The sequence below is a fragment of the Pseudolactococcus laudensis genome, from assembly GCF_013449735.1.
Lineage (GTDB): Bacteria > Bacillota > Bacilli > Lactobacillales > Streptococcaceae > Pseudolactococcus > Pseudolactococcus laudensis.
In genome coordinates, this window is record NZ_JACBNY010000028.1 from 1 (window position 1) to 13,612 (window position 13,612).

Genomic DNA, 13,612 nt, shown 5'->3' on the forward strand with positions numbered 1-13,612 from the left:
TGCGAGATGGACGTTCTTTCGGTTTTGAACCTCAAGGGGAACACTCGTTTGATAAAGCGTCTCAATGGTTGTCAGTAAATAAACAAAAACTTTTGGAAGTGTGCTATTATAAGTCATATAAGTCGTGCGCTTTCTAATGCTTAGTGCTTTAAGATTAGGATAGCACGACTTATTTATTTTCCAATGAAATTAACTAGCAATTCGGGTATTAAAAAGTAATAAGTCTAAAAGGAGACAACAAAACATGCGTAAAATCATCGGTAAGAAAAATAAAGTCCATTATGTAGAAGAGACAACTCGATTCCAAATGGTTAAATCTCACAAAGGATGGCTAGTTATCGGTGCATCAATGTTTGCACTTGGGTTAGGTTTAAATATACCAGCCACAACAGCACATGCATCACAACTTGATGGACAATGGACAGCTCGTACTGTGCAAGAAATCAAAGCCGATTTTGACAAATCAGGCACATCACAATCATATAAAATTCAATGGGGCGATACATTATCAGCAATTTCAGCTGCAATCAATGTAAGTCAAGACCGTCTTGCCCAAATCAACTCAATTGAAAACAAAGATCTCATCTTTGCTGGAAATACAATTCAAATTGATGGAAATGGGTCTGATGCTACAATCACAATCAAAGACCAAGATGGAAAAGCAGATAAAGTATACAACGTTGACCCAAATAAACCCGTTGTTAATACTGAAAAGACAAACGAACTTCAATCTGAAAAAGCCAATGGCACAGGGTCAGCCTCTCAAACACCTGTTGCCGCTAATGAGTCAGCCCAAGCGACTAATGCTAATGGGAACATAACTGTTAATGATTCAAGTTCTGTAGCAGGGACATCAAACAATGGAGCAAGTTCAGGAACAAATGGGTCAACGTCAACTAATGTTAAACCAAGTAACCCAACAAATCCAAATGGAAACAATGGATCAGACAATTCTAATACTAATCCATCTCCAAACAAAACTGAATTAGAAAAATTAAAAGAGACATTAGCATCTCAAAATGCAAAACTTTCTGATTTACAATCAAAATTAACAGCAGCGCAATCAGACCTTGATCCAGCCAAATCAGCTTTAACAGCTGCTCAAAACAAAGACATTTCTCAATTTGAGTCTGCTGTTCAAGCTCAAACTGAAAAAGTAAATGCTATTAAAACTGACCTTGACAACATTAAAACCGAGATTGATTTCGATACAAAAAACATTGAATCACTAAAGGGTGTAATTGTCTCAACAAAAGAAAGCATTGCATCAGCTGATGCGAATCTTGTTACCGCTCAAAAAGGATTAGTTACAGCTCAATCTAATAATGACGCTAAACAATTGGCATACAAGCAAATTATCGCAACAATTTCAGCTCAATACCCTAGCATCAATGTTGAAACGGCTGACGGTTTAACCACCCTTGAAACATCAAACCCTGATTTAAAAGCATCATTTGACACGGCTAAATCAGACAAAGATGATTCAGAACTTGTCTTAGAACAAGCAAAAACAGCTGTATCAAATGCAACTGTAGCAAAACCAAACATGCAAGCCTCATTGATTGAAAATGAAAATACGATTGCAGCCTTGACTGAACAAATCAATACCGACACAGCTAAAGTTTCACCTCTTGAGTCAAAACTTACAACTGAAACAGCAACCCTTTCAGACTTACAACAACAACCTGATAATGCTAAAAACAGCAACGTTGAGCAATTGCAAGCAGATGTTAATGCAAAACAATCAGTTGTTGACACTGTGACAAAAGAAACCGAATCAGCTAAAGCTCAAGATGCCGCCGAACAATTGACTAAATCAAAAGTCGATGCATCAACAACTCTTAACGGTGTAGCCTCAGTTGTATCTGACGCTAACGTTGCTGATGCTCTTATTAAAACTAAAGAAGACGCTAAATCAACAATCGACGGATTAAAATTCCTGTCTAACAATGTTAAATCAGAATTGAAAGATAAAGTTGAAGCAGCAACATCTAAAGATGACATTGATAAATTGATTGCTAATCTCCAAGTTGTTGCAGTAAGATTTTCAGTCTTTGGATATAATGGAAATCTTATAAAAACTGTGCCAAAACGTATCGGGGCAGGGAATTACTCCGTAACTCTTAAAACAGCTAAAGTTTCACCTCTTGAGTCAAAACTTACAACTGAAACAGCAACCCTTTCAGACTTACAACAACAACCTGATAATGCTAAAAACAGCAACGTTGAGCAATTGCAAGCAGATGTTAATGCAAAACAATCAGTTGTTGACACTGTGACAAAAGAAACCGAATCAGCTAAAGCTCAAGATGCCGCCGAACAATTGACTAAATCAAAAGTCGATGCATCAACAACTCTTAACGGTGTAGCCTCAGTTGTATCTGACGCTAACGTTGCTGATGCTCTTATTAAAACTAAAGAAGACGCTAAATCAACAATCGACGGATTAAAATTCCTGTCTAACAATGTTAAATCAGAATTGAAAGATAAAGTTGAAGCAGCAACATCTAAAGATGACATTGATAAATTGATTGCTAATCTCCAAGTTGTTGCAGTAAGATTTTCAGTCTTTGGATATAATGGAAATCTTATAAAAACTGTGCCAAAACGTATCGGGGCAGGGAATTACTCCGTAACTCTTAAAACAGCTAAAGTTTCACCTCTTGAGTCAAAACTTACAACTGAAACAGCAACCCTTTCAGACTTACAACAACAACCTGATAATGCTAAAAACAGCAACGTTGAGCAATTGCAAGCATAACGTTAAATACGTACGCGGTGCTAACTTTGTAGGATCCGGTGGTTTAACTGTAACAATTAAAGCTCAAAAAGATACAGAAGTTATAATCTGGATTAATGTCAAATAATTAGACACAAAATGAGCTATATTTTCTTAAAATAGTTTTCTGTTATTCAAGACTCAGCTAAATGGTATGAAGATACTCTAGCAGGGTCTAAAATATCTTATTTGTATCTTGATCAAAATAAACCTGAAATACTAAAATAAGAAAGTAGACAATTATCGGATAAATCTTTTGACTCTGAATTTCCTAGTGAAGTGTCAGAAGAAAAATCAGTATCAGATATGATCCTTGAAAAAGATACAAAAGGTTTATCAGAGCATATGAAAAAAGGCATCAAAAATTATTTACAATCTGATCAGTATGCAACATTTTTAAAAGCTATGGGCAAACTTCACAACTATTCGCCTAAAAACATTCAGCTTCTTTTATCACAAAATAAAATGTTGTTATCATTGATAATGATACGTTCAAACAACAGCACCCAAATTTTGACGAATTAGTGAAACTCTATGAAAAAGACGTAGTAAAACATGCAACATCCTATTCTAATCAGCTGGTAAAACTTAATTAGGTTATATAAGCTTGAAAATAAAGGGTTTGTCCAATATGGACAACCCTTTTTCTTATGTTTTGCCACAGATTTGCCACACTTATTGTGTAAGAGTATCAAGGATAGGTATAATTTGATCCTTTGTTTTTTTAGTGATGTGCAAATAAATTTCTGTTACACGACTACCTCTAGAATGCCCTACACGGTCTTGAATTGCTTCTAGGGGTATTCCTTGCTCTGCTAAGAAACTAATATGCGTATGACGGAATATATGGGTCGTAATATGTTTATTAAAACTAAGTTTATTATCAATATCAATTCCTGCCCGTTTTGGATTACCTTTTCGATTTAATTTTCCATTTTCAGGTGAGTTGAGGAAATTGTTAAGGACACTATAATGAAGAGGTGTTCCATTATAGTCGGGTTTATGACGACTTTTGGAAGTAAAAATCCATCCATTATCTTTATAATCAGGATTGAATCTTATATGTTGGTGATTTAACTCAATTTCCTCTTTAAGAATTTCTATAGCCCTTTTAGATAATTGGACATTTCGGTAACTTTGTAAGTTTTTTACATTACCTTCATAGCTATTTTCTGCAGCTCCTCCGTGAGTGGCCTGACTAATGATGATATTTTGGAGTTTTCGACTCTGTAAGTCAACAGGGCCATTAGTTAGAATACCTATTGGGATGTGGTTTTTATGTAGAGCCAGCAGTAGTTGATGTATCTCAGGAATCATCGTAATCTGATCGAGTTCATATTCATAGTCAGCTTGGAAGTCTAGAGCTTCTGTCCTAGAAATACTATCGATGCCAAATTCTTCCATAGTCTTCTGACAGCGAAAAATTCTAAGCTGCTCAATACTGATGAGTTTTTTCGTGTATTTAGGAAAAGCAACATCAGATCAATATCTGAAACGTTTGTAAATGTTATCTATTTGTTGGATATCAATCGTTGGAAAACATTTTTCAACGCTACGTTTAAAGGGGAGTTGATGGTCATAAAGAGTGTCATCAAGGTCAAAAACAATATTTTTATAAGTTATAATTCTAGTCCGCTTTTAAAATAGTAGTGTACTGGCTAAATTCCTCTAAGTGTTGAGGGCTAATCTGGTTATCTGTAATGATGGTATCGAGTTGATCTAGATTATAGAAGTTAAAGAAATCGTATCCATCGAATTTAGTACTATCTACTAATAAAAATTTTTCTACAGCATTGTTTAGGGAAAGTTGTTGAATCACACCTTCCTTGTCACTATATGTAGCAATAGAATTATGGGTAACAGCATTTGCACTAACAAAAGCTTTGGCAAATCTCATTGCTTTTAAATTTGTCGAAGCCATTGAACCTACAAAAGCTCCAGTTATTTCTCTATATTCACCGCCAAGAAGCAATAAATCAATGGTTTCGCTATCATTTAGAATCAAGAACACAGGGAGACTATTTGTAATGACACGAATTTTATAACCTTTACGACCTTTCAATTCTAATGCCAGTTGTTCAAGTGTAGTTCCGGGTCCAATAAAAATAGTATCGCCATCTTTGATTAAAGAGCAGGCTTTTTTAGCAATGTCAATTTTTTCTTTTGTATTTAGACTTTTCTTCTCGATATGTGTCTTTTCAAGTGGCTTTTTAGAGGAAAGTAATTGTGCACCACCATGAGTACGTGTTAAAAGTCCATCAGCTTCTAGAGCATCAAGGTCTCTACGGGCTGTCATATCGGAAATATCTAGTTCATCTATTATTTCTTTTATGGTTATGGTCCCATCAATCTTTAACATATCTAAAATTTTTTCTAATCGTCGTTTTTTGTTCATATGAAGACTCTTCTTTCATAAAGTAATTTTTTTCCAAAGATAATTCTCTTTTAATTATATCATAAAAGATAATATTTCCAAGGTAAAACAAACAATTTCAAACATAAAAACGTTAGATGATGAAATAAGAACAGAGGATTGACGTATATTAGCTTAGGTCAGATTTTGTATAAGACGAAAATAAAGTAGGACCTCTTAATCAGTAATTTATAGAAAGTAAAAGACTTTTGTAATACTTGAATAGATATTTCACGTCCATTTTGTGATGGATTAAATGAACAAAAATGAACAATAATTTAACGGTGTTATCTATTTTTTAAAAAAAACAAATAAAAAAAAACAAAAAATAAACAAAAAATCGTTGCTTTTTGTTTGAATGTTTGATATTATATAAACAAAGAGATGATGAAAACGTTCTCTCGAACATTTTGCAAAATATTTTCTATTTCTACGTAGCATTTCTTTTTAAAATTTAGGAGGTAGTCCAAATGGCTATTGTTGTTGGTGCAGATCTCAAAGGTACGAGATTAAAAGATGTTGTGAAAAATTTTCTTGTAGAAGAAGGTTTTGAGGTAATTGATGTGACTAAGGACGGACAAGATTTTGTTGATGTTACCTTGGCAGTTGCCTCTGAAGTAAATAAAGATGAGCAAAACTTAGGTATTGTAATTGATGCTTATGGAGCTGGTCCATTCATGGTAGCAACTAAAATTAAAGGTATGGTTGCAGCAGAAGTTTCAGATGAACGCTCAGCTTATATGACACGTGGACATAACAATGCACGAATGATTACGGTTGGCGCTGAAATCGTCGGTGATGAGCTTGCTAAAAACATCGCTAAAGCTTTCGTCAATGGTAAATATGATGGCGGACGTCATCAAGTCCGAGTAGATATGCTTAACAAGATGTGTTAAGAAAAGGAGTTAAAAAATGAGAATCGCAATTGGATGTGACCACATTGTCACAGATGTAAAAATGGCAGTATCAGAATTCTTGAAATCAAAAGGATATGAGGTCCTTGATTTCGGGACATATGACCACGTACGTACTCACTACCCTATCTATGGTAAAAAAGTCGGTGAAGCAGTAGTAAGTGGTCAAGCAGACTTGGGAGTATGTATCTGTGGTACGGGTGTCGGCATTAACAATGCAGTCAATAAAGTTCCAGGTGTTCGCTCAGCGTTGGTTCGTGATATGACGTCAGCTCTATATGCTAAGGAAGAACTTAATGCGAATGTTATCGGTTTTGGTGGAATGATTACTGGTGGTCTTCTTATGAATGACATCATTGAAGCTTTCATTGAAGCTGAGTACAAACCAACAGAAGAAAATAAAAAATTGATTGCAAAAATCGAACACGTTGAAACACATAATGCACATCAAGCAGATGAGGAATTCTTTACAGAATTCCTTGAAAAATGGGACCGTGGTGAGTACCACGATTAAGGTATAACCAATGATTCTGACAGTCACACTAAATCCTTCAGTAGACATCTCTTATCCTCTAGAAACATTGAAAATTGATACAGTGAATAGGGTGAAAGATGTTAGTAAGACAGCTGGTGGAAAAGGCTTAAATGTTACTAGAGTCTTGTATGAATCTGGTGATAAAGTTACTGCTACAGGTTTCTTAGGTGGTAAAATTGGTGAATTTATTGAAAGCGAATTAGAACAATCTCCTGTTAGTCCAGCTTTTTATAAAATCTCAGGAAACACTAGAAACTGTATTGCTATCTTACACGAGGGTAACCAAACAGAAATTTTGGAACAAGGACCAACAATTTCTCATGAAGAAGCAGAAGGCTTTCTTGACCACTATAGCAATCTTATTAAACAATCAGAAGTTGTGACAATTTCAGGAAGTTTACCTTCAGGACTTCCCAACGATTATTATGAAAAACTTATCCAACTTGCTTCGGATGAAGGAGTAGCAGTCGTTTTGGATTGTTCAGGTGCACCTCTTGAAACAGTTCTAAAATCGTCGGCTAAACCTACTGCCATCAAACCTAATAATGAGGAACTTTCACAGTTGCTTGGAAAAGAAGTAACAAAAGATATTGAAGAACTTAAAGACGTTCTTAAAGAGTCACTTTTTAGTGGTATCGAATGGATAGTGGTCTCATTAGGTCGAAACGGTGCCTTTGCAAAACATGGTGATGTTTTCTATAAGGTAGATATTCCTGATATCCCAGTTGTTAATCCAGTCGGATCAGGGGACTCAACGGTAGCTGGTATTGCATCAGCTTTAAATAGTAAAAAAAGTGACGCTGACTTATTAAAACATGCGATGACATTGGGTATGTTAAATGCTCAAGAAACAATGACAGGGCATGTGAATATGACTAATTACGAAACACTAAACTCACAAATTGGAGTAAAAGAGGTATAAAAATGGTACTTACAGAACAGAAACGCAAATCTTTGGAAAAACTTTCAGATAAAAACGGTTTTATCTCAGCTTTGGCATTTGACCAACGTGGTGCTTTGAAACGTTTGATGGCACAGTATCAAGATACAGAACCAACTGTAGCTCAAATGGAAGAACTAAAGGTTTTGGTTGCTGATGAACTTACAAAATACGCTTCTTCAATGTTGCTTGACCCTGAATATGGACTTCCAGCAACAAAAGCATTGGATAAAGAAGCAGGTCTTCTTCTTGCCTATGAAAAAACAGGTTATGATACATCAAGTACAAAACGTTTGCCTGACTGCTTGGATGTTTGGTCTGCAAAACGTATCAAAGAGCAAGGCGCTGATGCCGTTAAGTTCTTGCTTTACTATGATGTAGACAGCTCAGATGAACTTAACCAACAAAAACAAGCTTATATTGAACGTGTTGGTTCTGAATGTGTCGCTGAAGATATTCCTTTCTTCTTGGAAATCCTTGCTTATGATGAAGAAATCTCAGATGCAGGTTCTGTTGAATATGCAAAAGTGAAACCTCGCAAAGTCATTGAAGCGATGAAAGTTTTCTCTGATCCACGCTTTAACATTGATGTTCTTAAAGTAGAAGTACCAGTTAACGTTAAATATGTCGAAGGTTTTGCTGATGGTGAAGTGGTTTACAGTAAAGCTGAAGCTGCTGACTTCTTTAAGGCACAAGAAGAAGCGACTAACCTTCCATACATCTACCTAAGTGCAGGTGTATCTGCTAAATTGTTCCAAGAAACATTGCAATTTGCTCACGACTCAGGTGCCAAGTTTAATGGTGTGCTTTGTGGACGTGCTACTTGGGCAGGATCTGTAGAACCTTACATCAAAGAAGGTGAAAAAGCAGCACGTGAATGGTTGCGTACTACTGGATTCGAAAATATTGATGAACTTAACAAAGTTATTGTTAAAACAGCTAGTCCATGGACTGATAAAGTATAGTAAAAACAGAAAACGGAGGATATGTTGTGAACAGAGAAGAGATGACTCTCTTAGGGTTTGAAATTGTTGCTTATGCTGGAGATGCTCGGTCTAAACTTTTGGAAGCGCTTAAAGCGGCTGAAAATGGTGATTTCGCTAAGGCAGATAGTCTTGTAGTAGAAGCAGGAAGCTGTATTGCAGAGGCTCACAATTCGCAGACAGCTATGTTGGCTCGAGAAGCTTCTGGAGAGGAACTTCCATACAGCGTTACCATGATGCATGGTCAGGACCACTTAATGACTACTATCTTATTAAAAGATGTGATGCATCACCTCATCGAATTTTATAAAAGAGGAGCAAAATAATGCATAAACTCATTGAACTTATTGAGAAAGGGAAACCATTCTTTGAGAAAATCTCTCGAAACATCTATCTTCGTGCTATTCGTGATGGATTTATCGCTGGTATGCCAGTCATCCTTTTCTCATCTATCTTTATCCTTATTGCCTATGTCCCAAATGCTTGGGGATTCCACTGGTCAAAAGACATTGAGACCTTCTTGATGACTCCTTATAGCTATTCGATGGGTATCCTAGCATTCTTTGTTGGTGGTACTACCGCTAAAGCTTTGACGGACTCAATGAACCGTGACCTACCTGCGACCAATCAGATTAACTTCTTATCTACGATGCTAGCGTCTATGGTAGGGTTCCTTTTGATGGCAGCTGAGCCTGCAAAAGAAGGAGGCTTCTTGACAGCCTTCATGGGAACAAAAGGTCTTTTGACAGCATTTATTGCAGCCTTTGTGACAGTTAATGTTTACAAGGTCTGTGTGAAAAATAATGTTACTATTCGTATGCCTGAAGAGGTTCCACCAAATATCTCTCAAGTATTTAAAGACTTGATTCCATTCACTGTATCGGTTGTTCTCCTTTATGGACTTGAACTCATTGTTAAGGGAAGTCTTGGTGTAACCGTTGCAGAATCAATCGGTACCCTTATTGCACCTCTCTTCTCATCTGCAGATGGTTACCTTGGAATTACACTTATCTTTGGTGCTTATGCCTTCTTCTGGTTTGTTGGTATCCACGGTCCTTCAATTGTCGAACCAGCAATCGCTGCTATCACTTATGCCAATATCGATACCAACTTGCATCTTATCCAAGCTGGACAACATGCAGATAAAGTTATCACTTCTGGTACTCAAATGTTTATTGTTACCATGGGTGGAACAGGAGCTACATTGATTGTTCCATTCTTGTTCATGTGGATTTGTAAATCAGAACGTAACCGTGCCATCGGACGTGCCTCAGTTGTTCCAACATTCTTTGGGGTTAATGAGCCAATCTTATTTGGTGCACCAATCGTATTGAATCCGATTTTCTTTGTACCGTTCATTTTCGCTCCGATTGTCAACGTTTGGATCTTTAAATTCTTTGTTGACACATTGAACATGAACTCATTCTCTGCCAACCTTCCATGGGTTACTCCTGGTCCGTTGGGAATTGTACTCGGTACTAACTTCCAAGTTCTATCATTTATCTTAGCCGGACTCTTGATAGTTGTTGATACTATCATTTATTACCCATTTGTTAAGGTATACGATGAACAAATTCTTGAAGAAGAACGTTCTGGTAAAACAAACGATGCTTTTAAAGAAAAAGTAGCTGCAAACTTCAATACTGCTAAAGCAGATGCCATTCTTGGAAAAGCAGGCGTTGCTAAAGAAGATGTAGCAGCAAACAATAATATCACAAAAGAAACTAATGTCCTTGTTCTTTGTGCAGGTGGAGGTACAAGTGGCTTGCTTGCCAATGCCTTGAACAAAGCAGCAGTAGAATACAATGTTCCAGTCAAAGCGGCAGCGGGTGGTTACGGTGCTCACCGTGAAATGTTGCCAGAGTTTGACTTGGTTATCTTGGCTCCACAGGTCGCTTCAAACTTCGATGATATGAAGGCTGAAACAGATAAATTGGGCATTAAACTTGCAAAAACTGAAGGAGCTCAATATATCAAATTGACACGTGATGGACAAGGTGCTCTTGCATTTGTTCAACAACAGTTTGATTAATAAATTTGTAAAAGTTATTTGAGACGAGATTATTCTTTCAGTTCCTTATAATATTGTTAACCATATCATTGCATTTCATTTCCTTGGTTTCCGGAACTCAGAATATCGTCTCAAATGCTTTTTTTGAAAGGATTTATATATATGACTAAAACACTTCCTAAAGATTTTATTTTTGGTGGTGCTACAGCTGCTTATCAAGCAGAAGGTGCGACTCACACGGATGGTAAAGGCCCAGTTGCATGGGATAAGTATCTTGAAGACAATTATTGGTATACAGCAGAACCTGCAAGTGATTTTTACCATAAATACCCAGTTGATTTAGAATTAGCTGAAGAATATGGTGTTAATGGTATTCGTATTTCTATTGCCTGGTCTCGTATTTTCCCAACGGGTTACGGTGAAGTAAATGAAAAAGGTGTTGAATTCTACCATAAACTATTTGCTGAATGCCACAAGCGTCATGTTGAACCATTTGTGACTTTGCATCATTTTGACACACCAGAAGCTCTTCATTCAAATGGAGATTTCTTAAACCGCGAAAATATAGAACACTTTATAGATTATGCCGCTTTCTGTTTTGAAGAGTTTCCAGAAGTAAACTACTGGACAACTTTCAATGAAATTGGCCCAATTGGTGATGGTCAATACTTGGTTGGTAAATTCCCTCCAGGCATTAAATATGATCTTGCCAAAGTCTTCCAATCACACCACAACATGATGGTCTCTCATGCACGTGCTATAAAATTGTATAAGGATAAAGGTTATAAAGGTGAAATTGGTGTTGTTCATGCTTTACCAACTAAATACCCTTATGATCCGGAAAATCCAGCAGATGTTCGTGCTGCTGAACTTGAAGACATCATCCATAACAAATTTATCTTGGATGCAACCTATCTTGGGCACTATTCAGATAAAACGATGGAAGGTGTCAACCATATCCTAGCTGAGAATGGTGGAGAACTTGATCTTCGTGATGAAGACTTCCAAGCTCTTGACGCAGCTAAAGATTTGAATGATTTCCTTGGTATCAACTATTACATGAGTGATTGGATGCAAGCTTTTGATGGTGAGACTGAAATCATTCACAATGGTAAGGGTGAAAAAGGAAGCTCTAAGTACCAAATTAAGGGTGTTGGTCGTCGAGTAGCTCCTGACTATGTTCCGCGCACAGACTGGGATTGGATTATTTATCCTGAAGGCTTGTATGACCAAATCATGCGAGTGAAAAATGATTATCCGAATTACAAGAAGATTTACATCACTGAAAACGGTCTCGGATACAAAGATGAGTTTGTAGATAATACTGTTTATGATGATGGTCGTATTGATTACGTGAAGCAACACTTGGAAGTTTTATCAGACGCGATTGCGGATGGTGCAAATGTTAAAGGTTACTTCATTTGGTCACTTATGGACGTTTTCTCATGGTCAAATGGTTATGAAAAACGTTATGGATTGTTCTATGTAGACTTTGATACGCAAGAACGCTATCCTAAGAAATCAGCACATTGGTATAAGAAATTAGCAGAAACTCAAGTGATAGAGTAATATCACCTGAGAATGTAATAATTTGTTATCTGATTTTTAGATCAGGCTTTGAAAAGGTATATATTATTAATTTCGAAGATTGTCCTATAATTCCTGAGCTTGAAGCTACCTCACTACAAAATGTAGTAACTGGTATGTTTCACCTGGAAAAGAATGGATTTGCCATTCTGATTTAGCATTATCCGAATTTGAATGGGAAGTTTTACAATTACTCGATGTAGCAATATGTGAGACTGTTCACTTCGAGGTAGATTATTTGCCTTTCCAATAACAAAAAGAAAGGAATTGACTGTGACTATCGAATTAAAAAACGAGTATCTTACGGTTCAGTTTAAAACACTTGGTGGTCAACTGACTTCGATTAAAGACAAAGATGGGTTAGAATATCTCTGGCAAGCTGATCCAGAGTATTGGAATGGACAGGCACCAATTCTATTTCCTATCTGTGGTAGTTTACGTAATGATTGGGCTATTTATAGACCTCAAGAAAGACCTTTTTTTACAGGTCTAATTCGTAGACATGGTTTTGTTCGAAAAGAAGAATTTACTCTTGAAGAAGTTAATGAAAATAGCGTGACTTTCAGTATTAAACCAAATGCTGAGATGCTTGATAATTACCTATATCAGTTTGAACTGAGAGTTGTTTATACCTTGAATGGTAAATCAATTAGAACCGAATTTCAGGTAACGAACTTGGAAATTGAAAAAACAATGCCTTACTTTATTGGAGCCCATCCAGCATTCAATTGTCCTTTAGTAGAAGGTGAAAACTATGAGGATTATTATATTGAATTTAGTGAGGTTGAGTCTTGCTCGATACCAAAGAGTTTTCCTGAGACAGGATTATTAGATTTGCAAGATAGGACACCTTTTTTGGAAAATCAAAAGATTCTCGATTTGGACTACTCACTTTTTTCCCATGATGCCATTACACTTGACCAGCTCAAGTCTCGTAGCGTAACGCTTCGGTCAAGGAAGTCTGGTAAAGGTCTTCGAGTAGATTTTGATGATTTTCCGAACTTGATTCTGTGGTCTACAACTAATAAAAGTCCATTCATTGCTTTGGAACCTTGGAGTGGTCTCTCCACTTCACTTGAAGAAGGTAATTTCTTAGAAGATAAAAGACAGGTAACGAAAATTTCACCTCAAGAAACTTCTAGAAAAATCTATGATATTACTATCCTTAATTAAAATTTGTTATTATTTGACTCTTCAATAAGATTTGAATACTCTTACCTTGTGATGATAGATTGGTCTTCTCCGTGCCAGTCTTACATCGCAAGGTTTTTAAGTTTTTTGTGGGTCTATGTCAACTGTAGTGGGTGACGAAAAGCTAATATCTAAAGGGCACCTCTAAAAACGTATGAAAAGAGGTATAATAGATTAAAAATAAGCTAACGAGGTATTGAAGATGAATTTATTTGGAGATAGCGACTATCTTGAAAAATTAAGTTTAAAAGGAGACCCT

Annotated in this window: 12 protein-coding genes and 3 pseudogenes; 12 read left to right on the plus strand and 3 right to left on the minus strand. The window is 36.4% G+C overall.

Annotation, left to right across the window (positions count from 1 at the left end; translation table 11 throughout):
* Window positions 1–117, minus strand: a pseudogene (locus HZR21_RS10260) (IS982 family transposase); the annotation flags it as partial.
* 127 nt (window positions 118–244) lie between these two features.
* Here HZR21_RS10260 and HZR21_RS10265 point away from each other — a divergent pair.
* The 3 genes and pseudogenes from HZR21_RS10265 to HZR21_RS12085 all read left to right on the plus strand — a co-directional run.
* The gene (locus HZR21_RS10265; protein ID WP_180747561.1) at window positions 245–2,761 is read left to right on the plus strand and encodes a LysM peptidoglycan-binding domain-containing protein; all 2,517 of its coding nucleotides are present in this window, start codon (window positions 245–247) and stop codon (window positions 2,759–2,761) included.
* Between the two features lie 297 nt (window positions 2,762–3,058).
* Window positions 3,059–3,304 (plus strand): hypothetical protein, encoded by a 246-nt coding sequence (locus HZR21_RS12205; RefSeq protein ID WP_180747560.1) that lies wholly within the window; start codon window positions 3,059–3,061, stop codon window positions 3,302–3,304.
* A pseudogene (locus HZR21_RS12085) lies at window positions 3,244–3,366 on the plus strand (zeta toxin family protein); the annotation flags it as partial. The gene HZR21_RS12205 and the pseudogene HZR21_RS12085, both read left to right, overlap by 61 nt.
* Before the next feature lie 88 nt (window positions 3,367–3,454).
* On the opposite strand, the gene HZR21_RS10280 reads toward HZR21_RS12085, so the two are convergent.
* Entirely contained in the window at window positions 3,455–4,183 is a 729-nt protein-coding gene (locus tag HZR21_RS10280) for a tyrosine-type recombinase/integrase (protein WP_246307849.1), read from the minus strand.
* Window positions 4,184–4,406: 223 nt separating this feature from the next.
* Window positions 4,407–5,174, minus strand: a complete 768-nt coding sequence (locus HZR21_RS10285) for a DeoR/GlpR family DNA-binding transcription regulator (RefSeq protein WP_180747562.1) — start codon at window positions 5,172–5,174, stop codon at window positions 4,407–4,409.
* A 488-nt stretch (window positions 5,175–5,662) separates the two neighbouring features.
* On the opposite strand from HZR21_RS10285, the gene lacA reads away from it, so the two are divergent.
* From lacA to HZR21_RS10330, 9 genes and pseudogenes are all read left to right on the plus strand, one after another.
* Window positions 5,663–6,088 (plus strand): galactose-6-phosphate isomerase subunit LacA, encoded by a 426-nt coding sequence (gene lacA / locus HZR21_RS10290; protein ID WP_003131727.1) that lies wholly within the window; start codon window positions 5,663–5,665, stop codon window positions 6,086–6,088.
* A gap of 16 nt (window positions 6,089–6,104) precedes the next feature.
* Window positions 6,105–6,620, plus strand: coding sequence for a galactose-6-phosphate isomerase subunit LacB (lacB, locus tag HZR21_RS10295; protein WP_011669102.1), 516 nt, complete (start codon window positions 6,105–6,107; stop codon window positions 6,618–6,620).
* 10 nt (window positions 6,621–6,630) lie between these two features.
* Window positions 6,631–7,563 (plus strand): tagatose-6-phosphate kinase, encoded by a 933-nt coding sequence (gene lacC / locus HZR21_RS10300; RefSeq protein WP_002290553.1) that lies wholly within the window; start codon window positions 6,631–6,633, stop codon window positions 7,561–7,563.
* A gap of 2 nt (window positions 7,564–7,565) precedes the next feature.
* A complete protein-coding gene (lacD, locus tag HZR21_RS10305; protein ID WP_096824088.1) occupies window positions 7,566–8,546 on the plus strand; it encodes a tagatose-bisphosphate aldolase in 981 nt (326 codons plus the stop codon).
* Window positions 8,547–8,572: 26 nt separating this feature from the next.
* The gene (locus tag HZR21_RS10310; RefSeq protein ID WP_096824089.1) at window positions 8,573–8,890 is read left to right on the plus strand and encodes a PTS lactose/cellobiose transporter subunit IIA; all 318 of its coding nucleotides are present in this window, start codon (window positions 8,573–8,575) and stop codon (window positions 8,888–8,890) included.
* Window positions 8,890–10,596: a lactose-specific PTS transporter subunit EIIC gene (locus tag HZR21_RS10315; RefSeq protein WP_180747563.1), complete on the plus strand. Its 1,707-nt coding sequence runs from the start codon at window positions 8,890–8,892 to the stop codon at window positions 10,594–10,596. The genes HZR21_RS10310 and HZR21_RS10315 overlap by 1 nt, the downstream gene beginning before the upstream one ends.
* Window positions 10,597–10,737: 141 nt before the next feature.
* Entirely contained in the window at window positions 10,738–12,144 is a 1,407-nt protein-coding gene (gene lacG / locus HZR21_RS10320) for a 6-phospho-beta-galactosidase (protein WP_180747564.1), read from the plus strand.
* Window positions 12,144–12,415 (plus strand): annotated as a pseudogene (locus tag HZR21_RS10325) (DUF3884 family protein). The gene lacG and the pseudogene HZR21_RS10325 overlap by 1 nt, the downstream one beginning before the upstream one ends.
* 20 nt (window positions 12,416–12,435) lie before the next feature.
* Complete coding sequence (locus tag HZR21_RS10330) at window positions 12,436–13,335, plus strand: aldose 1-epimerase family protein (protein WP_096824092.1); 900 nt, start codon at window positions 12,436–12,438, stop codon at window positions 13,333–13,335.
* Window positions 13,336–13,612 lie beyond the last annotated feature (277 nt).

Bases quoted from the DNA above. Each gene is read 5' to 3' on its own strand.
- HZR21_RS10265 (WP_180747561.1), top strand. From the start codon at position 245: ATGCGTAAAATCATCGGTAAGAAAAATAAAGTCCATTATGTAGAAGAG.
- HZR21_RS10280 (WP_246307849.1), bottom strand. From the start codon at position 4,183: ATGGAAGAATTTGGCATCGATAGTATTTCTAGGACAGAAGCTCTAGAC.
- HZR21_RS10285 (WP_180747562.1), bottom strand. From the start codon at position 5,174: ATGAACAAAAAACGACGATTAGAAAAAATTTTAGATATGTTAAAGATT.
- lacA (WP_003131727.1), top strand. From the start codon at position 5,663: ATGGCTATTGTTGTTGGTGCAGATCTCAAAGGTACGAGATTAAAAGAT.
- lacB (WP_011669102.1), top strand. From the start codon at position 6,105: ATGAGAATCGCAATTGGATGTGACCACATTGTCACAGATGTAAAAATG.
- lacC (WP_002290553.1), top strand. From the start codon at position 6,631: ATGATTCTGACAGTCACACTAAATCCTTCAGTAGACATCTCTTATCCT.
- lacD (WP_096824088.1), top strand. From the start codon at position 7,566: ATGGTACTTACAGAACAGAAACGCAAATCTTTGGAAAAACTTTCAGAT.
- HZR21_RS10315 (WP_180747563.1), top strand. From the start codon at position 8,890: ATGCATAAACTCATTGAACTTATTGAGAAAGGGAAACCATTCTTTGAG.
- lacG (WP_180747564.1), top strand. From the start codon at position 10,738: ATGACTAAAACACTTCCTAAAGATTTTATTTTTGGTGGTGCTACAGCT.